We start from the raw sequence: 22,159 nt of genomic DNA on the forward strand, positions 1-22,159 counted from the left end.
GCGGGTGCCCCTGTAGGAACGAGGACGAACGCCGTCCCCTCCTCAACACCCCACTGCAAATCACAATCCAAAACCGCAAATAAGTACGGGAATTCCGGCCGCGTAACCATTGACGACACGCCCGGGATTCCCGTACACTATTAATCGCGTGTACCAACGTACAGGTTTTCTATGCTCTTTTTCTCTTCGGAGAAATGAACATGAATTGCCTGTACACCCTGCTTGAAGCATCTGCTTCCGGTGGGTGGTACACATTGTAAGTATCCGTCAGCTCGACGTTTCCTCACCTCATTCAAAGGCGTTAGCGGCCCTATGCCGTGCGCGCCGGGGTGAAAAAGTGAGCCGGTCGGCGCCTCCACTCGGGGGTGTTGAACGGCGAACCGGCAGCGTCGACCTATTAGAAATCCAATTGGAGCCCTCACTACATGAGCACCAACATCCCTCAGGTCGCAATCAACGACATCGGCGACGAGCAGGCATTCCTCGAGGCAGTCGAGAAGACCATCAAGGTCTTCAACGACGGCGATCTCGTCTCCGGCCAGGTCGTTAAGATCGACCACGATGAGGTTCTGCTCGACATCGGTTACAAGACCGAAGGCGTCATCCCCTCCCGCGAGCTGTCCATCAAGCACGACATCGACCCCTCTGAGGTTGTCGAGCTCGGCTCCGAGGTTGAGGCACTCGTCCTCACCAAGGAGGACAAGGAAGGTCGCCTGATCCTCTCCAAGAAGCGCGCACAGTACGAGCGTGCATGGGGCGACATCGAGAAGGTCAAGGAAAACGACGGCGTCGTTACCGGTACCGTTATCGAGGTTGTCAAGGGTGGCCTTATCCTCGACATCGGTCTGCGTGGCTTCCTGCCCGCATCCCTCGTTGAGATGCGCCGCGTCCGCGACCTCGCACCTTACATCGGTCAGCAGATCGAAGCTAAGATCATCGAGCTGGACAAGAACCGCAACAACGTTGTTCTGTCCCGCCGTGCATACCTGGAAGAGACTCAGTCCGCTGTTCGCTCCTCCTTCCTCAACGAGCTGGAGAAGGGTCAGGTCCGCGAGGGCGTTGTCTCCTCCATCGTCAACTTCGGTGCATTCGTGGACCTGGGTGGCGTGGACGGTCTGGTTCACGTTTCCGAGCTGTCCTGGAAGCACATCGACCACCCGTCCGAGGTTGTCGAGGTTGGCCAGCCCGTTACCGTCGAGGTTCTCGAGGTGGACCTGGACCGCGAGCGCGTGTCCCTGTCCCTCAAGGCAACCCAGGAAGATCCGTGGCAGGCATTTGCTCGCACCCACGCTCTGGGTCAGATTGTTCCCGGCAAGGTCACCAAGCTCGTTCCCTTCGGTGCATTCGTGCGCGTTGAGGACGGCATCGAGGGCCTCGTCCACATCTCCGAGCTGGCAACCCGCCACGTTGATCTGGCTGAGCAGGTCGTCTCCGTTGGTGAAGAGGTCTTCGTTAAGATCATCGACATCGACATGGACCGCCGCCGCATCTCCCTGTCCCTCAAGCAGGCAAACGAGGGCGTTGACCCCAACGCTACCGAGTTTGACCCCGCTCTGTACGGCATGGCTGCAGAGTACGACGAGGCTGGCAACTACAAGTACCCCGAGGGCTTCGACCCCGAGGCTAACGAGTGGCTGGAAGGCTTCGACGCACAGCGCGAGGCTTGGGAAGCACAGTACGCAGAGGCACAGGCTCGCTTCGAGGCTCACAAGGTTCAGGTTGCTAAGGCTCTCGAGGCTGACGCAGAGGCTGCAGCAGCAGCTCCCGCAGCAGCTGAGCCCGCACCGACCTCTTACTCCTCCGAGGAGCCCGCTTCCGCAGGTACCCTCGCATCGGATGAGGCACTGGCTGAGCTCCGCAAGAAGCTGACCGGCAACTAATCTGCCGCTCAGATGAGCACTCATCAGGCGTAATAGCCGATAGGTAACCCCCGCGTGGGGTGCCTAGAGCAGAGGAACCCCCTCACCTCCCGTTTGGGAGGTGAGGGGGTTCTTTGCGTTATTGGGGGCCGGGTGAGTCGGGGTTGGGGGACGTTGGGAGCCGGGGTACGTGCCCGGTGTTGCTGTGCTCTGTATTGCTGCGCCCCGTGTTGCTGGGGAGGATTTTAGGCGGCGGTCATCTGCTCCCAGACGGCGCGCACCTGCTCGGCGGTTTCCTCCAGCGAGCCGCCATTATCGATAATCCAGGTTGCGACCGCCTCACGCTGCTCGTCGGTTGCCTGCGCGGCGATGCGGGCGCGCGCATCCTCCTCACTCATGCCGCGTGAAGATACGAGGCGCTGCAGGCGAGTCGCCAGGGGAGTGCGCACCACGACCACGCCCTCAAAAGCGGACGGGTCGCCGGTCTCCACGAGCAGAGGAATATCCTCCAGCACCACGCCGCTAAAACCGGGTTCGGACTGCGCCTGCTCCACCAGCTGTGCGGCACGCTCACGAATAGCGGGATGCACAATTGCGTTCAGACGCAGGCGCGCCTGCTCATCATTGAACACGATACGCGCCAGGGCGGGGCGGTTGAGGCGGCCGTCCTCATCGAGCAGATGCTCACCGAACTCCGCGACCGTGCGGGCGAGCACCGCCTCGCCGGGCTCCATGAGGGAGCGGGAGATAGCGTCCGCATCCACCAGGAACGCGCCCTGCTCAACGAACAGGGAGGCGATGGTGCTCTTGCCGCTGCCGATACCGCCGGTCAGGGCGTAACGGCGCAGGGGAGTAGAAGCGGGGGAAGAAGGCTGGGACATGGACGGTGCTCCTGACGGGCTGTGCCACAATAGATAGGTACTGATTAGAGGAGGACACATGCAGGAAGAAACTCGCGCCAACCGCTACCTTGTGCCGCGCGGCGATGAGCCCTATGAGAGCCTCCTCGAAATTAAGCGTAGCGAATTTATCGGTCACATCAAGCGCGTGAGCACCGTCGAGGAGGCGCGCGCCTACATTGAGTCGGTGCGCAAGACCTACCACGATGCCCGCCACGTGTGCTCGGCGTTCATTATTGGTGCCGACCGCGATATTCAGCGTTCCTCCGATGACGGTGAGCCCGCCGGTACCGCCGGTGTGCCGATGATGCAGGCGCTGCTGGCGCGTCAGACCCGCGAGGATGGCACTACTGACCTGTCGGATGTGGTTGCGGTGGTCGTGCGCTATTTCGGCGGCATTAAGCTCGGCGCGGGCGGTTTGGTGCGCGCCTACACTGATTCGGTGGTGCAGACCCTGGACTCGGCCCAGTTCGATTCGCGTGAGCGTCTGCGCGTGGGTCAGGTGCCCAGTTCGCATGCGGACGCGGGCCGCCTGGAGAACGAGATCCGCGCCGCCGGACTGAACGTGCTGGGTACCGAGTACGGTGCGGAGGGTGCCACGATTTCTCTGGGCGTGTTTGATCGCCCCGAGGAGCTCGAACGTGCCGAGGAGCTGGTGGTGAGCCTGAGTTCCGGTGCAGCGAGCGTGACCTGGGGCGATACTCAGTGGGTGGATTTGCCGGTGTAGGTTACCGCTCCCTATATTCTCGGTCTTAGATTTCCGGTCCCAGATTTTCGGGCTAGAGCGCCTGCCTAAAGCCCCCAAAACCCAAAAGATAGTCCAACCTTAGTTAATAGTTACTCTAACCCTAGTAATTGACTGTTTTTGTTGCTAGGGTAGAAGGAGTGCCAAAAGGCTTATCCAATATCTGAGGTCGTGAAAACGTGACGCAGCCGGGAACCTACCGAGAACAAGCAGGCAAAAACTCATCAGAGCAGTCCGCGGGCAGCCGCGGCGGCACCGCAACTCTCAACCGCCAGGGAGCGCGCCTCCCCAAGATGGGCACTGCCGAGCAGCTTGAACCCGCCACCGTCGCCCAGCTACTCAACGCCTACCGCCAGCAGAACCTCGGCACCCTCCTGGGCGTGCTCACGCAGCGTCCGGCGGAGTTTGCCCGTCAGCTCGGCAGACTCTGCCGCGTCTTCCCCGAACACGTTCACGCTATCGCTCAGGCGTTCGGCGCCGTGGGCCGCGCCCTGCCCATTGACGAGCTGGTGCGCCTGCACAACCGCTACTCCAACGCCGCCCGCGGAGTTGGCGAACACCTCAGCCTGGACAACTCCGGCGTGGCGCACCTGGTTCAGAGCCCAGCACTGAGCCGTGAAGGTGCGGGCCACCTGCTCATGGCGGTTGAACTCTGCCTCGCCGGCAGGATGCGCGGGCTCACCATCGCCATGCCCTCCACCGAGGCGTTCACCCCGGCTGATCAGGCGCCGAGCCTCGGCTCCTGCAACCCCGCCCTGGACGGTGCCCTCAACGCTTTTGAACCGGCAGGCTGGGAGCCGTTCTCCCTGGACGGCAGCGAAGTGCTGCTCGCGACCGGTGTGCGCGATGTGCCCGATGGCTACGAGCTGTCCCTCTGGCTGCTCGACGACGACTACCAGTGCCGCGCCCGCATTGAGCGCGGCGCCCCGCAGGTATGCGTGGCAAGCTTCTACGATGAAGAAGTCATCACCCGCACCGTGGAAGAAACCGGGTCGGGCGAGGCCGGTCTGGTCGAAAACTACCGCGTGGAGGAGTACGCGGAACTGGACTTCCTCAACGCCATGGACCGGCAGGTACGCTACGTGGCGGTCACCGCCGCGGTGGGGGAGCCGCTGCTGTCTGTGCTGAACGAGAAGAGCGCGGTGCCGAATAGTATTCCCGACCCTGCCGCTTTTGCGAACGGTGCGAGCACCTCCCGGTTCGCGAGGAGCGCCCGCCCGGATATCCGCACCGCCGCCGTGGTCGGTAAGGGCCTGCGCACCATCAATCACCGCGGCATGCTGCCGGTGTTGGACGTGCCGAACCGCACCGTGTGCGCGGTGATTGACCTGTACAAGCAGCGCATCTGCGTGCCGGGTGTGGGCATTCCGCGCGGGCTGAGCGTGGAGGATGAAGAGCGCACCATGCAGCTGATTTTGAGCGCCCTGAACGGGTACCTTCCGCTAACGAACCGGGCGCTGATGAGCCTCGCCGGAGCCACCGTGGAGGTGCGCTAGCACTGCGGTCAACTAGCGCTGCCGTCAACTATCACTGTGGCGCCCCACGGCTACAAACCAATAAAATACCGCCCGGAATCGTGTTGTGAGCACGGTTCCGGGCGGTACGTGTTTAACGAACTAACCAATCGCCAGGCGAGCTAGTTGCCGGATTAGCTAGCCGCGGGACCCTGACCGTTGATGATGCGCTGCGCCTCATCCTCGGTCAGCTGGTAGCCGTAGAAGGTCGAGTAGAACTCGCGGGTCTCCTTCACCAGGTCAACGTCGGAGAACTTCTCGGGATGGAACAGCTTCGCCGCCCACAGAATCTGCAGAGCCTCCTCGGCGGAGTAGCGGTCCCAGTTGAAGGTGCCGACCGGGTTCTTAATAATTTTGCCGTTCTTCACCGCCGGAACGTCAGCCCACGCGGCGTCCGCCTTAATCGCGTCCACGCCCTTCTGCGCATCCGCGCCGCCAATGATGATGTACTCCGGCTGTGAGGCAATAATCTGCTCCAGGGAAATGTTCTTCAAGTTCTCCACGCCGTCCAGGGAGTTCTTCGCACCCGAAAGCTTCATCCATTCACCAATTAGGGAGTTCGAGCCGTCCACCTTCGTCAGGTCAGAACCGCCCGCAATGTGCAGAACCTTCGGGGACTCGGTGACGCCCTGCAGGCGCTCCTTGATGAGGTTCTCGTTCTTCTCCAGGTACGCCAGGTACTTCTCGGCACGCTCAATCGCCTCATCGGTGCCAATGACCTCGGCGGTCAGCTCAACGGTGCGCTTCAGATCCGCGAAGTTCTGGAACTCCACGTGCACCGCCGGGATACCCGCCTCAGATGCCTTCGCAATCTGCTCCTTCGAGGAGGCGAGTAGCACCTCCGGCTTATCGGCAAGCAGCTGCTCCATGTTCACGTCGGTGCCCTTCACCGGCGCGTCAACCTTCTCAATACCGGGGTACACCTGCTTGAACCATGCCAGGGACTTCACGGTAGAGGTGGTGGACACCAGCTTCTCAGCGCCGCCGAGCAGCAGAACCACCTGGTTGTTTGCGTGCCACAGGTCAGCGATGCGCTCCGGGGTGGTGGGTACGGTGACCTCCTTGCCGTCAATGTCCTTAATGACCTTGGTGCCGTCACCGTTATCCTTCACGAAGAAGCTGGTGTGCTTCTTCGAGCTCTGAGAGGAGGCGGAAGCGGACACCGAGCTCGAGGCGGAACCCGATGCAGAGGAGGAGGCGGTGTTCGCGGCACCGCAACCGGTCAGCGCAGCCAGCAGCAGGGAAGTGGTCAGGGCAATGCCGGTGTGGAACTTCGTAATCTTCATGATGTGTCTTTCTGTGTCGATAGGGTGGGTGAATAACCCGGCGGCGGCCTGGGTGGGGCAGGCGTGCTAGGGACACGCCTCCCACAAGACAAAGGGCACCTCTACCGTATCTCTTGTGTGCCACCCAAACCACCGCCGGAAATCTAAACGCTGCGGAGCCTCAGATATCGAGGCTCGTCATGTGCACGCTGGAACGACCCAGCTCGGGGGAGTAAGCCACCGTCAGGCCGGTATTGAAGGTGCGGGAGAGAACCTCGCTCGTGAGCACCTTGGAGGCGCGGCCCGTCAAAAGTTGAGCCGGCGCATCTGCAGGTACCTCCGGCGTTGCGTTTGGCACGGTATCGGGCATATCGCGCGCACCAAGCAGGGCGACGGTCGCATCCAGCATGAGGGCGTGATCCGGGTTGTGGGTCGTGAAGATGACCCCGTACCCGGCATCGCGCAGCTGCCGAATTTTCCGCAGAACCTTCGCCTGATTCGCCACATCGAGGGCGCTCGTCGGCTCGTCCAGAACGATGAGCGGGGCGTCTTGCACCAGGGTTCGGGCAATACCCACCTGCTGACGCTGACCGCCGGACAGCTGATCCAGCGGGGAGTGCGCCAGGTCGAGCAGCCCCAGCTCCTCCATCACGGTGTGCACCTGCTCACGGTCACGATGCGAGGGCGAAGAGAACAACCCGATATAGGGTGCGCGACCCATCAGCAGGTACTCGGTCACGGTGTAGGAGATGCCGTGACCTTCCATCTGCGGAAGGTACGCGATGCGGCGGGCACGCTCAGTCGCGGTCAAAGAATCCAGCGGCTCACCGCCCAGGTGGACGGTGCCCTCGGTGAGCGAGTGCAAACCAATCAGGGAGTTCAACAGGGTGGACTTACCCACACCGTTGCGACCCAGAATGGCGAGGACCTCACCGCGTCGCACCTGCAGGTTCACGTTGCGGAAAATCCAGCGGCTGGAGCGGTGCCCGGAACGGTGCAGACCAGCGCGGTGATCCGTGCGGCGGCGCTTGATGTGCCCGCCCCGGTGGCCGTAACGGAAGCCCGCACCGTCCAGGTGTAGCAGAACCTCGGCGCTCGCATCCGTGCGGTGCTGAGCATCGGGAATGGAAGACGACATTACTTCACCCGAACCTTTCCAAACAGCAGTAGCGCCACGTACAGGGGTGTGCCAATGAAGCCGGTCAGTACGCTCAAAGGCACCTCCGCACTGGTGAGGCTACGTGCCAGGGTATCGACGAACATCATGAACGAAGCACCCATCAGAATGGACAGCGGCATGAGCTTGGTCGTGTCACTACCGACCAGCAGGCGGCACAGGTGCGGAATGACCAGGCCAACCCAAGAAATCGGGCCGCCAATACACACGCTGGTCGCGGTGACCAGGGTTGCCAGCAGAATGGTGATACCGCGGGTGCGGGTCAGGTTAATGCCGAGGGTGCGCGCCTCATCGTCACCGAGCGAGAGGATATTGATGCGCCAACGCATCGCCAAGAGCAACAGAATGCAGGGCACCGCCACCAGCGCAAACTGCGTGAGTGCTTCCGCGCGTACGTCCTGCAGGGAACCCATCTGCCAGAACACGATCTGTGCCAGCTGAGTTTCAGGGTTCGCAATGAACTTCAACGCACCCAGCGCGGCGGTGCCAAAGCCACCCACAATCACGCCGGAGAGCACCAGCATGAGCGTGGACTGATTCTTGAGCAGACGCGGAATGCTCACGGTCAGTAGCACGGCGGCAAGACCACCGGCCAGGGCAGAACCCTGAATGGCGATGCTCGTGCCCACACCCAGTAGAATGGCGGAGGCGGCACCCACCGACGCACCCTGCGAAACACCCAGCAGGTACGGGGAGACCAACGGGTTACGGAAGACCGCCTGGAAGGTGGCACCCGCAATGGCGAGGGCGGCACCGATGAGCCCGGCGGCGAGCAGACGCGGAATACGCACGGTCAGCAGCATGTTTTCGGCGGGCTTGTAGACTTTCAGGTCCATGCCGAACCAGTTCTTACCGAGAATGCGGAAGAGCTCGTCCAATTCGAGCGGGTACCTGCCGGTGATGAGTGAGAGGTAGGTGACGCCCAACAGAATGGTGAGGGCGATGAGCAGAATCAGCGGGTACGAGGACGCGAAGAGGGTGCTGCGATGCTCGGCCTTGGCAGCTAAGGTGGCAACCGGCGCGCCGGTGGGGTTCGCCTCCGGGTTCGCTTCTGTGGATTCGTTCGGAGTTGCCTGTGAAGCTGTCTCCGTGGTCGTGCTCATGGAGTCCTTCCGTGCGCTCTTGTGGTCCCGTTCTGTCTGCGTGTATGCGCTCTAAACATATGTGAGCCACATCAAGGAGGCAAAGGGGGTGAGTGCGGAGCGCCCGTCATAAGTCTTTATGTGTTGCCGCTTATCTTCTGCGGTGCGGTGCCCGTGAGCGGCGGCGGCTGCGGGGGAGAGCGGCCACCCCTAAGAGCACTGTTCCTAAGAGCACCGTTATCGTGCGGGAGAATGCTCCCGCTCGCCTCCTGCCCGGTAGCGCAGATGAACCAGTCGAAAGACCCTTATCTTTTGCGCCACCTCTTTTATGAACTTGGGCACTTTCATGGTGATGGCTTGTTACCTGTCGTGTCTGGGCTATTGCACGTCATTGTATTGCGCCAGCAGAAAAGGGTGACCAATCCTGGGGCGCATTGGGCGGCTTTCCCCTAGGATGGATACATGAGCTACGCACCCGAAATTAACCGCATCGTCGCCCCCTTTGAAGTGGTCAGCCCCTTCCAGCCTGCCGGTGACCAGCCAAAGGCTATCGCCGAGCTCACCGAGCGTGTGCAGAACGGTGAGAAGGACATCGTGCTGATGGGCGCTACCGGTACCGGTAAGTCCGCGACCGCAGCCTGGCTGATTGAGGCGGTGCAGCGTCCGACTCTGGTGCTCGTGCAGAATAAGACTCTGGCGGCGCAGCTGGCGAATGAGCTGCGCGAGCTGCTACCGAATAATGCGGTGGAGTATTTCGTCTCCTACTACGACTACTACCAGCCTGAGGCGTACGTGCCGCAGACCGATACGTTCATTGAGAAGGACTCCTCCATCAATGAGGAGGTGGAGCGTCTGCGCCACTCGGCGACGAACTCCCTGCTGACTCGCCGCGACGTGGTGGTGGTTTCGACCGTGTCCTGCATTTACGGTCTGGGCACGCCCGAGGAGTACATTGAGCAGATGGTGACTCTGCGTCGCGGTGAGGAGATTGACCGCGACGAGCTGCTGCGCCAGTTCGTGGCGATGCAGTACGCGCGTAATGACATGGACTTTCACCGCGGCACGTTCCGTGTGCGCGGCGATACCGTCGAAATCATCCCCATGTACGAGGAGAACGCGATCCGCGTTGAGTTCTTCGGTGATGAGATTGAGGCGATTTACACCCTGCACCCGCTGACCGGAGAGGTGATTCGCGAGGAAGAAGAGATGTACGTCTTCCCCGCAAGCCACTACGTTGCCGGCGCCGAGCGCATGGCGAAGGCTATTACCTCCATCGAGGATGAGCTGCGTGAGCGCCTGCAGACCCTCGAATCCCAGGGCAAGCTGCTGGAGGCGCAGCGTCTGCGCATGCGCACCACCTACGACCTGGAAATGATGGAGCAGATGGGCTTCTGCAATGGCATTGAGAACTACTCGCGCCATATTGACGGTCGTGCCGCCGGTAGCGCCCCGAACTGTCTGCTGGATTATTTCCCGGATGATTTCCTGCTGATTATTGACGAGTCGCACGTGACGGTCCCGCAGATTGGTGCCATGTATGAGGGCGATATGTCCCGTAAGCGCACCCTCGTGGAGCACGGTTTCCGTCTGCCGTCGGCGATGGATAACCGCCCGTTGAAGTGGGAGGAGTTCCTGGAGCGTATCGGTCAGACGATTTACCTCTCGGCGACCCCCGGCAAGTATGAGCTGTCGCAGGCTGATGGTTATGTGGAGCAGATTATTCGCCCGACCGGCCTGATTGACCCCGAGATCGTGGTCAAACCGACCAAGGGTCAGATTGATGATTTGCTTGAGGAGATTCGCGTGCGCGTTGAGCGTGATGAGCGTGTGCTGGTCACGACCCTCACTAAGCGCATGGCGGAAGATCTGACCGAGTACCTGCTGCAGCACGGCGTGAAGGTGCAGTACCTGCACTCTGACGTGGACACCCTGCGCCGTGTGGAGCTTCTGCGTGAGCTGCGCCTGGGCACCTTTGACGTGCTGGTCGGTATTAACCTGCTGCGTGAGGGCCTTGACCTGCCCGAAGTGTCCCTGGTTGCGATTCTGGATGCCGATAAGGAAGGCTTCCTGCGTTCGACCACTTCGCTGATTCAGACCATTGGTCGTGCGGCGCGTAACGTGTCCGGTCAGGTGCACATGTACGCCGATAAGATTACGGATTCTATGCGCGTGGCGATTGATGAGACGAACCGCCGCCGCGAGATTCAGCAGGCGTACAACCACGAGCACGGCATTGACCCGCAGCCGCTGCGTAAGAAGATTGCCGATATTACGGATGTGCTCGCCCGCGAGGAAGAGGACACCCGCGAGCTTCTGCAGCTGCGTAAGAGCGGCAAGAAGGGTGCCCGTACGGTGAGTGCGGGTGCGAAGACCGGTTCTGCGACCTCGTCGAAGATTGCCACGAGCACCCCGGAGTCGGAGGAGCTTCTCGCCCGTGCGGAGGCGCGCGTTCGCGCCGACGGTCTGGCTGCGGCACCCGCCGAGGATCTGCTGGATTTGATTGAGCAGATGAACGAGCAGATGCGCGTGGCGGCGGAGAACCTGCAGTTTGAGTTGGCGGCGCGTCTGCGTGATGAGCTTGCCGATTTGAAGAAGGAGCTGCGCCTGATGAAGGAGGCGGGTCACGCCTAAACCCGGTGCTCTAACCCGGTGCTCTAACCCGGTGCTCTAAACTTGATGCCCTAAACACCGTGCTCTAAGCCCGGTGTTCTAAGCCTGGTGCTCTAAGCCCGGTGTTTAGGGGTCTGACTTGGGTTTTTCGCCATGAGATAATTCATTGCTCGTGAAGTTCCACTGAGTGCAGATAGATACTGTAGACTATCAAGGTGTTTTACGTATCAAATAACACCGTGATGCTTCCGAACGATAAAGAAAAATCTGTGACTATTTCGAATAACTCTTCAGACGAACACACTACGGGAGCTCGTTCCGTTACCCGCCGCAACCTCACCCGCGGCGCGCTTTGGGCTGTGCCCGCTATTGCCGCCTCTACGGCGGTACCCGCATTCGCTGCTTCGGCTGATGATTGCAAGACGGTACACGGCCCGGACTTCACCCAGGTCGGTGGCTGGATGATTACCAATCCCGCCAGTGGCGCCCTGCAGTCGCGCACCAAGAACAAGCCCGTGACTGCGCCGGAGACCGGTCAGGCGTGGTGGTCCATGGAGAACGCAACCTCACCGAACCCCGCAACGATTCGCCTCATGTCCGTGTACGAGGCGACTCACGGCCCCGAGGGCGACCTCAACCTGAACTGCGGTGAGTTCGTGATGACTTACAACGTCTCCGCGCTGGAGGCGACGACCGGCACCACGCACCTGCACCCGTCCATGGACATTTACCTCTTCTCGCCCGAGGGTAAAATCATTGACCGCCAGATTTTCACGACTGACCCGACCGGCAAGGCAACCGTTATGACCCGCAACGGCAAGACTCAGACCGTTCAGGGTCAGGTCATTCCGTTTGCGTCGAGCGTGAATGATAAGGCGACCGGCATCTCCGCGCGTTTTGCGCTGCGTGGCGATAAGCTCATGGAAGGCATGTACCAGTTCGAGGTGGTTATTACCGTCCCGACGATTCAGGAGAACGGCACGCTTGATACGAACAAGCAGGTGAACGCGATTGCTTTCACCCCGCCGACCTTCAACATGGTCTCCTAACTGAATGAAAGGTAGCCCTCCCCGTAATAGTTAACGGGGAGGGCTACCTTTATGTGGGCTTGCGGCGCGGTGTCGATCTGTGCGTGCTGATTTGCAATACACCACGTTCTACACCGCGCCTTTTTTGCGCTGTGCCTTTTTACACTTCGGCGTGCCTCGCTCCTGAAAAACCCTCCGGAGGGGCTCCTGTGCGAAAACCTCAACCTGCTGTATAATCGTTCACCGAGCAAGGGAGTATCCCACCAATCGACTCATCGTCAGCACGTTAGCCGAAGGCGCCTAACCGGTGAATCGAGCCGACCTCCATTCAGATCGGCGGGAGAGACTTGTGGTCCTGTACGCACACCACAAGAAAGGCTCCCCATGGAAGTTACCGGGTTGCAATGGTTGGTTACTATTCTCATCATCGCGGGTCTGTTGGCCTTCGATTTCGTGTTCCACGTTCGTAAGGCGCACGAACCCTCCGTCAAGGAAGCGGCCATCTGGTCGAGTATTTACATCGGCATCGCGCTGCTGTTCGGTCTGTATATTTTCGTGACGAACGGCCCCTCCGCCGCCACTGAATTCTATGCAGGCTACATCACCGAAGAAGCTCTCTCGGTCGATAACCTCTTCGTCTTCATGATCATTATGGGCACCTTCCGTGTCGCCCGTGAGAATCAGCAGAAGGTCCTTCTCTTCGGTATCGTCTTCGCGATCCTGGCGCGCGGCTCCTTCATCTTCGCTGGCGCGGCGATCATCAACTCCTTCGCCTGGGTATTCTACATCTTCGGCCTGGTCCTGCTCATGACCGCAGGTAACCTGCTCAAGGACGAAATCACCGAAGGCGACGGTGACGACGAAGCCGACAACATCATGGTCCGCCTCGCCAAGAAGTACCTGAAGACCAGCGACCACTTCGACGGCGACAAGCTCTTCACCATCGAAAACGGCAAGCGCGTCATGACCCCCATGATGCTCGTCATGGTCGCTATCGCCGGTTCCGACCTGCTCTTCGCACTCGACTCGATCCCCGCGATCTTCGGCCTCACCCAGTCCGTCTACATTGTGTTCACCGCGACCGCGTTCTCCCTCATGGGTCTGCGCCAGCTGTACTTCCTCATTGACGGCCTGCTGGACCGCCTCGTCTACCTCTCCTACGGCCTGGCGACCATCCTCGCGTTCATTGGTGTGAAGCTCATCCTGCACGCAATGCACGAGAACAACCTGCCGTTCATCAACCACGGCGAGCCCGTGCACGTCATCGAAATCAGCACCGAAATGTCGCTGATGGTCATCGTGGGCGTTCTGATCATTACCGTGCTTGCCTCGCTGCTCAGCCCCAAGGGGCGCGCACTGCAGACCATTCAGCGTGTTCAGGCGCTCTCCGAGAAGTACCTGGCACTGCCCGAGGATGCACCTGCCGCCGAGCGTGCGGACATCACCGCCCGTTGGCAGCAGGAAACCGAGAAGCTCAACGCCATTCCCGCCAAGCTGCGTGAAGAGCTGATCGAGAAGGAAGACGAATACCACGCCCTCGTGATGCGTGCCCGCACCGCACAGGATGCGCACGCTTCCTCCTCGAAGTAGTAGTTTGAGCTACTGAGCGTGCAGCCTCACCAGGCTAAACGCTAACACTAAAGCCCCTCACACCGGATCAACCGGAGTGAGGGGCTTTAGCTATATCAGAGATATTTCAGAAGAATTACTGGTTGTGAACCTCAGCCAGCATGTTCTTCAGGTGACCCAGAATGGTCAGCGAGTCAGAACCGAAACCGTCGTGGTGGTGGGTCTTCGAGGTCCACACCTGAGTGTTGCCGACCCAGCGAGCGGTCTCCATGGAGTGCTCAAAGTCCACGTACACGTCCGGGTTGTACGCCGCAGCCACCACGGGAACCTCGTTCTTGTGCAGCTGTGCGTGGTCGTACAGGCGACCCCAGTCCTTCTTCTCAGCCAGCAGGTTTGCAACCTCAGCCAGCGGACGCAGCGAGGGATCCTCCTCGTAGTACCAGGGGAAGATGTGCTCGCCGGTGAAGAGCAGACGGTCCGCATCCGGTGCGAACTCGGGGCGGGAAGCCGCCACGCGAGCAGCAGACCAGTTGGTCGGCGCGGGGGAGGGGGACAGCTCGTAGCCGGGGATGCCGGGCAGAACGCCGTCAGCGGGGCCGTCAGCGTAAATGGTCTCGTGCATCAGGGCGTACAGCGGGTTCGCCTGGAAGGTCACCTCGGCACCCATAGCGGTCAGGAACTGATCGGACAGGTGGTCGTTACCCTCAGCGAAAGCAGTCTCCAGGAAGTAGTGCAGACCGCGCTCGCGCCAGCGGCCACCCAGGAAATGGCCGGCCATCTGGAAGCGGTGATCGGTCAGACGCTCACCGGTGGGCAGGTACTCCTTGTGGGTGCGCAGGTGCTCAGCAATGCGGGTAGCGAGCTCAGCGTCCTCGGGGAACCAGCTGTAGTACTCCTCAACACGTTCCTTCATGCGGTCGAAGGTGTGCTGGTAGACGTTGTCCACGGAGGTGCGAATCGGCGCCAGGCCCGCGGTGATGCGGCAGTCACGCAGCGACTGCGGTGCGAACGACAGGTAGGACAGGGTCAGGAAGCCACCGAAGGACTGACCAATGGTGGACCAGCGCTTGTCGGCACGGTCAGCCAGCAGCACCTCGCGGACAGCCTCCGCGTCAGCAATGATGGAGTCCGCACGGAACAGCTCAGTGTACTCAGCCTGAACCTGCGCGTCACCCACAGCGGTGATGTTGCGAGCAGACAGCGGGGAAGACATGCCGGTACCGCGCTGATCCAGAAGAACCACGCGGTGAGACTTCGCCAGCTCAGCAATCCAGCCGCCAATGGAGCCGGTCTTCGGCGAACCGAAACCGGGGCCGCCCTGCAGGTACACAATGTAAGGACGCTTATCAGCCGAAACGGTCAGAGTCTCGTTGGTGCTCACAACCTCGCGGGCGAACACGGTGATGGTCTGGTCCGCGAAACGGGAGGAGAGAGCGGCATCCTTGCCCTTGGAGAAAATCAGACCGTGGGTCAGGGGAACCTGGAACCAGTGGTCGGTAATCTCGTAGCCGTCGTGCTTGACGACCGAACCCTTGCGGTACTCAACCTTGGGAAGCGAAGAAACGGTCAACGGTGAACCTTCTTTCATTCAAATAGATAGATACTCTGTATTCTAGCCCACTACGGGCAACATCGTGGCAGAGCCTCGGGCGGAGTCTCAATCGGAGTCTCAGTTGGAGCCTTAGAACTCGCCCACGCTCAGAATCTTCAGCACCGGGTACCCCGCCTCATCGGATGCCGCCAAATCAACCTCGGCACGAATACCGAAGTCAAAGTTATCTTCGGGGTCGGCGAAGCTCTGCTGAACCTTCCACACGCCCGGGTGAGCGGCGGTGTCCTCATCCATACTGACCAGGCGAGGCGAGCGCGCGTCGGCGTCCGTGTAGATGTCGTCGTAGGTGTCGAAGTAGTCGTCCATGGCGTCCGCCCAGCGGTCGGCATCCCATCCGCACCATTCGTCCAGAGCGCCCAGGGCGCGGTCACGCTCATCAGCGAAGAGCTCCACGCGGCGGAAGAGGGCGTTGCGCACCATCACGCGGAAGGCGCGCAGGTTCTTCGTCACGGCGGGAGGCTCTTCCTCCTCGATGGAGGCGTGCTCGGCGGCAATGGTCGCGGTGTCTTCGCCGGCAGCCAGCTTCTCCCACTCGTCCACCAGGGAGGAGTCGGTCTGGCGCACGAGTTCGCCGAGCCACTCGATGATGTCGTCGAGCTCGTCGGTCACGGCAGAATCGGGGATGGTGTGGCGAAGCGCCTTGTACGCGTCAGAGAGGTAACGTAGAAGCACACCCTCGGCACGTTCGAGCGAGTAGTACTGCACGAAGTCGTTGAAGCCCATTGCGCGTTCGTACATGTCACGTACGATCGACTTGGGGCGCGGCTCAAAACGTGCAACCCACGGCGCGGACTGCTTGTAGGTCGTGTACGCCTGATCAATGAGCTCCGCCAGAGGCTGCGGGTAGGTGACCTTGTCCAGCTCGTTCATGCGTTCGGTGTAGTCCACACCGTCCGCCTTCAACTGTGCCGACAGCTCGTTCTTCGCCTTGCGTTCCTGCGCGTACAGCACCTGGTTCGGTGATTCCAGGGTCGCCTCGATGAGGGAGAGCGCGTCCAGTGCGTAGCTGGGGGATTCGGGGTCGAGCAATTCCAGCGCGGCGACCGCAAAAGCGGACAGCGGCTGGTTCAGGGCAAAGTTATCCTGCAGGTCCTCGGTCAGGCGCAGGTAGGATCCGTGCTCGTCCGGGGTGTTGGTTCGCTCAATCACGCCGCCGGTCAGCAGCTCCTTGTAGATGCCGATTGCCTTGCGCAGCAGCTCGCGGCGGCGCGCGGGGCTCTCGTGATTCTCCTGAATGATGCGGTATGCGGCAATGACCGGGTTCTCCGGGCGGTGCATCAGGTTCAGCAGCATCGAGTGGGTGATGTCGAAGGAGGAGGTCAGCGGCTCCGGGGCGGCTTCTACTAGCTGGTCGAAAGTCTTCTCGGACCAGCCAACGAAGCCTTCCGGCGCCTTCTTACGCTTGGAGGACAGCGACTGGTTAATGCGCTTGGTGTCGTCACCGAACTTCGCCTGAGCCTTAGCCAGCAGACGAGCGTTCTCAATATCGTGCTCGGGTGCCTGAACCACCACGGTGCCGGCGGTATCAAAACCGGCGCGGCCGGCACGTCCAGCAATCTGGTGGAACTCGCGGGCACGCAGACGGCGGCTACGGGCACCATCAAACTTCGACAGCGCCGTAATCAGTACGGTACGGATGGGCACGTTAATACCTACGCCCAGGGTGTCGGTACCGCAAATGACCTTGAGCAGGCCCTCCTGAGCCAGCTGCTCCACGAGGCGGCGGTACTTGGGCAGCATGCCCGCGTGGTGAATACCGATACCGGCACGCACCAGCTTATTCAGCGCCTTACCGAAGCCCGGACCGAAACGGAACTTCGCAATCAGCTCTGCAATGCGTTCCTTATCTTCCTTCGAAGCAATAGCCACCGACAGCAGCGCGTTCGCCTGCTCCAGCGCCGCCTTCTGCGAGAAGTGCACAATGTAGACCGGAGTCTGCTTGGTCTGCACGAGCTCCTGCACGGTTTCCTGAACCGGGGTGGTGGAGTAGTAGAAATGCAGCGGAATGGGACGCTCGGAGTGAGCCACCAGGTCACTCTCACGACCGGTCAGCGCCGTCATCTCCTCCTGGAAGCGAGTCGTATCGCCCAGGGTTGCGCTCATCAGCAGGAACTGCGCCTGCGGAAGCTCCAGCAGGGGAAGCTGCCACGCCCAGCCGCGCTGCGGGTCAGAGTAGAAGTGGAACTCGTCCATGATGACCTGGCACAGGTCCGCATCCTTACCCTCGCGCAGGGCAATATTGGCGAGAATTTCCGCGGTGCAGCAGATAATGGGCGCCTCCGTATTAATGGCGGAGTCGCCGGTAATCATGCCCACGTTCTCGGCGCCAAAAATATTGATCAGGTCAAAGAACTTCTCAGACACCAGCGCCTTAATGGGGGCGGTGTAGTAGGAGCGCTGACCGGTCGCCAGGCCCGTAAAATGCGCGGCAACAGCCACGGTGGACTTACCGGAACCGGTCGGGGTTGCCAGCACCACGTTATGTCCGGCTGCAATGCTCAGAACGGCCTCGTCCTGGGCGGGGTACAGGGTCATGCCGCGGGTCGAAATCCACTCGGTGAAGGATTCATAGATTTCTTCGGCGGTGAGGGGGTTGCCCTTAAAATCGCGTCGATTGTAGTCGCCGGGATTCTCACCCAGCGTGGGAGAAAGAAAATTCAAAATACTCATGAGGATTCCAGTCTATCGGGAATAGGGCGGGCGCGGGGGCGTTATCGTTACGAGGGAACAACTCGGCATAGGTGCAAAGTCGCGTGCTCTAATGCGGGAAAACCTAAAGTTCAGGTAGGGTGGAATAAAGCGTTTTAGATGCAGTGATGCACAACCTGGCGCTCAGAAGGTCAAAGGCACAGGGCTCCACACTGCAGAGCCTCACACCGCAGGGTTCCATGCCGCATAAATTACCGCCTAGGTTCAAGTCCGCCGATTGATGCCGGACCATACTGTGCGGTCGATACACGCCCCAAAATAAGTTGCATAAATGACGACACGCCCATCTATTGCGTAAATAGTGTTGCGTGCCACATTGATAAAGGAATAGGGTAAGAGAAAGGAGAGACGTTGAATGACTGAATACAACGCTGACAAGGCACAAGAAAACGCCGCGCGTGAAGAAGCTACGCATGAAGAATCCATGCATAACAAAACCACGCAGGAAAAAGCCGCTCAGAAAAAATCTGCACCGGAAATAACCGGCAGCGAACTGCGCAAGGCCGAAGAAGAAGCCCTCAAAAAGCGCCTCGCCCTGCGAGTCACCGCGCCCGGACACAAATACCCCTGGCACCGCTGGGCAATCCCCGTCGCGGGTGAAACCACCGCGGGTACCGGTGCGATTCTTATCCCCGTCATGGTGGGTCAATTCATCAACCAGCACATCGCCGGCAAAGCCCCCGACGCCTGGCCCATGTTCTGGGTGGTCGTCGCAGCCATCACCTTCATCGTGATTAATGAGTTCTTCGGCTGGGGCACCTCCATGACCCTCAGCGCGGAACTTAGCCGCGACTGGCGTATCTACATCAACCGGCTCATGGGGCGCACCCGCGCTGGCGTAGACTCCGGCGAAGCGGTCACCGTCATGAACAAAGACGTACGCCGCATTACGGATGTCTACTTCTCGTTGCCGCTATTCGTCAACGCCATGATCATCGCGACCCTCGGTGCCGTGCAGCTCTGGCTCATCAACCCCGTCACCGCGGTCGTCACCCTTATCGGCACGCTCATTGTGGTCGGCGTCATCGCCTGGTACTCGACCTTCCTCGAATCCAAAATCGGCGAATACCGTGAAAAGGACGGCGAAGCCTCCTCACGCGCCTCCGACATCGCCACCGGTCTGCGCACCATCGCCGGCCTCGGCGCCGAAGAACAGATGCGTGAACGCTACCACCGCGGTACCGACGAAGTTTTCGACAGCTACATGCGCTACGAAAAGACGCACCGCTGGATGTTCCTCATCCGCGCGCTACTCGGTGGCGCCGTGACCCTGCTCGGCATCGGCTTCGCCCTCACCGGCCACGTCGAAAACGGCCGCTGGGTATCCGATACGCCCGCCGCGTCCCTGGTGACCGTCGCCTCCATTATCGCGATGATGGGCGGCCCCATCTGGATTACCCAGAACTTCCTCACCGCATGGCGATACGCCAAGATTGCGCTCGCCAAGGTCGCCCGCCTCGAAGGTCACGCGGGCGTACGCCAGGGCGTGCTGAAGAGCCCGCGCACCGACGAAGAAATGGCGCAGCTGGCACGCGCCGAACAGGCAGTCGAGGCGAGCACCCTCGAGGTGCCCGTACCCGTCGCCCCCGCCGGTGCAAGCAACCCGCGCATCGTGTACGTCAACCCGCGCGACTACAACCTCACCGCGCAAGACTACGCCGAGGCGCTTGCCCGCACCCTGCGACGCGGGGGAGAGGACCTCAAGGACGCAACCGGTCGCCGCGTGCTGCTGAGCGAACCCAACCCCATGATTTTCGCGGGAACCCTGCAGGAGCACCTGCGCTTGGGCACCGTGCCGAACCCCGACGAGGAGCTGGCACAGGCAAAGGATGAGGAACTGCTGAAGATTACCGACTCCCGCGAAATCGCCTACCGACTGGGCGGACGCAACCCCGAAGACTACTTCGCCGCCCGCATCACCAGCGAAGGCGCGAACCTCTCCGGTGGTCAGCGTCAGCGTCTGGCGCTCGCCCGCGCACTCGCACAGGACGCGCAGGTGCTCATCCTGACCGAGCCGCTGAACTCCGTGGACGAACCCAGCCAGCGCTACATCTACGATGCGATGGAAACCCAGATCGGTAGCGACCGCCTGCCCGTCGGCTACCCCGGCCTGCTACAGGATTTGGAGCAGGTCTACGTTGTCTCCACAACCGCGGAGACGACCCGCCGCATGGAACGCGACGGCTACCCGGAAACCACTCAGTCTGAAACCACTCAGAATCAGGAGGTGAACTAGCATGGCAAAGCAGCTCCCCATCGAAACCCCCGCCTACGTGGCACGCCGCATGTGGAACTACCTCGCGGCGCATAAGGGGCGAGCCCTCTACACCTTCGTCATCTACATGGTCAGTACCCTCATGGGTGCGGTGGTGCCCCTGCAGATTGGTGCCACCGTGGACGACGTGGTGGCGGGCAAGTTCTCCAGCTACCCGTGGCAGCCGATTCTGATTATCCTGGCGGCGTTCATCGTGCAGGCAATAACCCTCATGGTCTCCTCGTACAGCGCGGCGCGACTGGGTGCGCTCGTCACCCGTGACGCCAACCAGGACACCCTCGACGGCACCCTCGACCTGGACGCACGCACCGTGGAAGAAGCCGGCAGCGGCGACCTGCTCACCCGCGTGACCGACGACCTGTCCTCGGCAGCCAAGTCCGTCAGTGAGGACCTGCTCGGCGCGATTTACGTGCTGCTGTACTTCCTGATCTCCACCATCTCGCTAGCGGTTGTGAGCCCGGCTATGGGCCTGATTATGCTACCCATGATTGCCGGTCTTGCCCTCATCATGTCGAAGATGCTGCCGCTCATGGCGGCACGCAACCAGACCACCCAGGAGCGCGTGAGCGACCTCAACAGCGTGCTGACCGAGAACATTCGCGGCACCTCCACGATCCGTGAGCTGGGCGTTCACACCGCCCGCGAAGACGCCTTCGCCGGCGAGAACAAGCGCCAGTTCGCCGCGCAGCTGGGCATGGTGCGCATCCGCCAGCTGTACTTCACCGTGGACGCTATCAACGCCTGGATCCCCACGGTTCTGTGCATGCTCTGGGGTGCCGCCTGCGTGGCTCTCGGCTGGGCAAGCTGGGGCGCCGTAGCGACCGCCTCGGTCATGGTTTTCAGCCTGCGAACCCTCGCCGACATGCTGAACCACCACGTCAGCAGCCTGCGTATCATGCTCGTGAACATGGGCCGCGTGTTCGGTGTGGTCTCCCTGGCGAAGAAGCAGCGTGAGGCGCGTGCACAGCACCGCGCCGAAGCGTTCGCCGCCGTGTCTGATGAAGCCGTGAAGAACCCGGAGTACGCCATTGACTGCACCGACGTCTCCTACGGCTACTCGCCGGACGCCCTCGTTCTGGAAGGCATCAACCTGAAGATTCGCCGCGGTGAGGCGCTTGCCCTGGTGGGTCGTTCCGGTTCGGGTAAGACCACCCTGGCTCGTCTGATTGGTGGTTCGCTGACCGCCCTGGACGGCACCATCACCGTGATGGGTCGCCCGGTCGGTCACGGCGACTTCCCGACCGATGCCGCCGCCGACGGCCGCCCGCGCCTGCTGGTCTGCACCCAGGAAGCGCACGTCTTCTTCGGTACTCTCGCCGATAACTTTACGGTGGTCGTGCCGGATGCAACCGTCGAGCAGATGCGCGAGGCGCTGGACGCTATCGGTGCCCGCTGGTGGCGCGACCTGCCGCAGGGCATGGATACTGTCGTGAGCGGCGCGGATTCGCCGCTGACTCGCGATCAGATTCAGCAGCTGGCACTGGCACGTATTGTGCTTGCTGACCCGCACGCCGTGATTCTGGACGAGTCCACCACCCAGCTGGAGCTCGCGGACGCAACCGAGTCCCTGAGCGCCGTGCTGGCGAACCGTGCGGTGCTGATCATTTCGCACGATGCGCGTATCGCCTCGCTGGCTGACCGTGCGGTCCTGCTACACGAGGGTAGGATCATTGCGGAGGGTTCACCGGCAGAGATTTTCGCCCTGACCTAAGCTCTGACCTAAGCCCGGAGGAGAAGCCCGGCTGATAGTGCCCGGCACTGCGTGAAGCGGTGCCGGGCACTACGTGTTTAACGGGTGGTTTCCGTACAAGGGTG

14 protein-coding genes are annotated in these 22,159 nt (G+C 61.1%); 8 read left to right on the forward strand and 6 right to left on the reverse strand.

What is annotated here, in order from left to right; all coding sequences use genetic code 11:
• Positions 1-425: 425 nt before the first annotated feature.
• Entirely contained in the window at positions 426-1,880 is a 1,455-nt protein-coding gene (rpsA, locus tag HMPREF3055_RS05070) for a 30S ribosomal protein S1 (protein ID WP_005506223.1), read from the forward strand.
• 224 nt (positions 1,881-2,104) lie between these two features.
• Here the strand turns inward: rpsA and coaE are convergent, their stop codons facing one another.
• Positions 2,105-2,740, reverse strand: coding sequence for a dephospho-CoA kinase (coaE, locus tag HMPREF3055_RS05075; protein WP_070738348.1), 636 nt, complete (start codon positions 2,738-2,740; stop codon positions 2,105-2,107).
• Positions 2,741-2,798: 58 nt separating this feature from the next.
• Here coaE and HMPREF3055_RS05080 point away from each other — a divergent pair, with 58 nt between their 5' ends.
• On the forward strand, positions 2,799-3,485 hold the full coding sequence (locus tag HMPREF3055_RS05080) for an IMPACT family protein (RefSeq protein ID WP_070690205.1): 687 nt from the start codon (positions 2,799-2,801) through the stop codon (positions 3,483-3,485).
• Positions 3,486-3,796: 311 nt separating this feature from the next.
• Positions 3,797-4,999: a 2-oxoglutarate dehydrogenase gene (locus tag HMPREF3055_RS05085; protein WP_246826899.1), complete on the forward strand. Its 1,203-nt coding sequence runs from the start codon at positions 3,797-3,799 to the stop codon at positions 4,997-4,999.
• 152 nt (positions 5,000-5,151) lie between these two features.
• On the opposite strand, the gene HMPREF3055_RS05090 is transcribed toward HMPREF3055_RS05085, so the two are convergent.
• The 3 genes from HMPREF3055_RS05090 to HMPREF3055_RS05100 form a co-directional block, all read right to left on the reverse strand.
• A complete protein-coding gene (locus HMPREF3055_RS05090) occupies positions 5,152-6,303 on the reverse strand; it encodes an ABC transporter substrate-binding protein (RefSeq protein WP_246822826.1) in 1,152 nt (383 codons plus the stop codon).
• Positions 6,304-6,463: 160 nt separating this feature from the next.
• Positions 6,464-7,420, reverse strand: coding sequence for an ABC transporter ATP-binding protein (locus HMPREF3055_RS05095; protein WP_083309167.1), 957 nt, complete (start codon positions 7,418-7,420; stop codon positions 6,464-6,466).
• A complete protein-coding gene (locus HMPREF3055_RS05100) occupies positions 7,420-8,562 on the reverse strand; it encodes a FecCD family ABC transporter permease (protein WP_083309168.1) in 1,143 nt (380 codons plus the stop codon). The genes HMPREF3055_RS05095 and HMPREF3055_RS05100 overlap by 1 nt, the downstream gene beginning before the upstream one ends.
• Positions 8,563-9,003: 441 nt before the next feature.
• Here HMPREF3055_RS05100 and uvrB point away from each other — a divergent pair, with 441 nt between their 5' ends.
• The 3 genes from uvrB (at position 9,004) to HMPREF3055_RS05115 (ending at position 13,769) form a co-directional block, all read left to right on the forward strand.
• On the forward strand, positions 9,004-11,172 hold the full coding sequence (gene uvrB / locus HMPREF3055_RS05105) for an excinuclease ABC subunit UvrB (RefSeq protein ID WP_070629632.1): 2,169 nt from the start codon (positions 9,004-9,006) through the stop codon (positions 11,170-11,172).
• 248 nt (positions 11,173-11,420) lie between these two features.
• Complete coding sequence (locus HMPREF3055_RS05110; RefSeq protein ID WP_246822827.1) at positions 11,421-12,200, forward strand: ornithinee aminotransferase; 780 nt, start codon at positions 11,421-11,423, stop codon at positions 12,198-12,200.
• 363 nt (positions 12,201-12,563) lie between these two features.
• Positions 12,564-13,769 (forward strand): TerC family protein, encoded by a 1,206-nt coding sequence (locus HMPREF3055_RS05115; RefSeq protein WP_070629634.1) that lies wholly within the window; start codon positions 12,564-12,566, stop codon positions 13,767-13,769.
• A 115-nt stretch (positions 13,770-13,884) separates the two neighbouring features.
• Here the strand turns inward: HMPREF3055_RS05115 and HMPREF3055_RS05120 are convergent, their stop codons facing one another.
• Positions 13,885-15,336, reverse strand: a complete 1,452-nt coding sequence (locus tag HMPREF3055_RS05120; RefSeq protein ID WP_049341330.1) for an alpha/beta fold hydrolase — start codon at positions 15,334-15,336, stop codon at positions 13,885-13,887.
• Between the two features lie 93 nt (positions 15,337-15,429).
• Positions 15,430-18,030, reverse strand: a complete 2,601-nt coding sequence (locus HMPREF3055_RS05125; RefSeq protein ID WP_070738351.1) for a DEAD/DEAH box helicase — start codon at positions 18,028-18,030, stop codon at positions 15,430-15,432.
• A gap of 394 nt (positions 18,031-18,424) precedes the next feature.
• Between HMPREF3055_RS05125 and HMPREF3055_RS05130 the strand changes: the two genes are divergently transcribed.
• Both HMPREF3055_RS05130 and HMPREF3055_RS05135 read left to right on the forward strand, forming a co-directional pair.
• Positions 18,425-20,305 (forward strand): ABC transporter transmembrane domain-containing protein, encoded by a 1,881-nt coding sequence (locus HMPREF3055_RS05130; protein WP_070738352.1) that lies wholly within the window; start codon positions 18,425-18,427, stop codon positions 20,303-20,305.
• A 1-nt stretch (position 20,306) separates the two neighbouring features.
• Positions 20,307-22,055: an ABC transporter ATP-binding protein gene (locus HMPREF3055_RS05135; protein WP_070738353.1), complete on the forward strand. Its 1,749-nt coding sequence runs from the start codon at positions 20,307-20,309 to the stop codon at positions 22,053-22,055.
• Positions 22,056-22,159 lie beyond the last annotated feature (104 nt).

This window comes from Rothia sp. HMSC061C12 (assembly GCF_001815755.1).
Classification (GTDB): domain Bacteria; phylum Actinomycetota; class Actinomycetes; order Actinomycetales; family Micrococcaceae; genus Rothia; species Rothia mucilaginosa.

What these genes read in the sequence shown, in the direction of transcription:
- rpsA (WP_005506223.1), top strand. Translation starts at nt 426, where the DNA reads ATGAGCACCAACATCCCTCAGGTCGCAATCAACGACATCGGCGACGAG.
- coaE (WP_070738348.1), bottom strand. Translation starts at nt 2,740, where the DNA reads ATGTCCCAGCCTTCTTCCCCCGCTTCTACTCCCCTGCGCCGTTACGCC.
- HMPREF3055_RS05080 (WP_070690205.1), top strand. Translation starts at nt 2,799, where the DNA reads ATGCAGGAAGAAACTCGCGCCAACCGCTACCTTGTGCCGCGCGGCGAT.
- HMPREF3055_RS05085 (WP_246826899.1), top strand. Translation starts at nt 3,797, where the DNA reads ATGGGCACTGCCGAGCAGCTTGAACCCGCCACCGTCGCCCAGCTACTC.
- HMPREF3055_RS05090 (WP_246822826.1), bottom strand. Translation starts at nt 6,303, where the DNA reads ATGAAGATTACGAAGTTCCACACCGGCATTGCCCTGACCACTTCCCTG.
- HMPREF3055_RS05095 (WP_083309167.1), bottom strand. Translation starts at nt 7,420, where the DNA reads ATGTCGTCTTCCATTCCCGATGCTCAGCACCGCACGGATGCGAGCGCC.
- HMPREF3055_RS05100 (WP_083309168.1), bottom strand. Translation starts at nt 8,562, where the DNA reads ATGAGCACGACCACGGAGACAGCTTCACAGGCAACTCCGAACGAATCC.
- uvrB (WP_070629632.1), top strand. Translation starts at nt 9,004, where the DNA reads ATGAGCTACGCACCCGAAATTAACCGCATCGTCGCCCCCTTTGAAGTG.
- HMPREF3055_RS05115 (WP_070629634.1), top strand. Translation starts at nt 12,564, where the DNA reads ATGGAAGTTACCGGGTTGCAATGGTTGGTTACTATTCTCATCATCGCG.
- HMPREF3055_RS05120 (WP_049341330.1), bottom strand. Translation starts at nt 15,336, where the DNA reads ATGAAAGAAGGTTCACCGTTGACCGTTTCTTCGCTTCCCAAGGTTGAG.
- HMPREF3055_RS05125 (WP_070738351.1), bottom strand. Translation starts at nt 18,030, where the DNA reads ATGAGTATTTTGAATTTTCTTTCTCCCACGCTGGGTGAGAATCCCGGC.
- HMPREF3055_RS05130 (WP_070738352.1), top strand. Translation starts at nt 18,425, where the DNA reads ATGACTGAATACAACGCTGACAAGGCACAAGAAAACGCCGCGCGTGAA.
- HMPREF3055_RS05135 (WP_070738353.1), top strand. Translation starts at nt 20,307, where the DNA reads ATGGCAAAGCAGCTCCCCATCGAAACCCCCGCCTACGTGGCACGCCGC.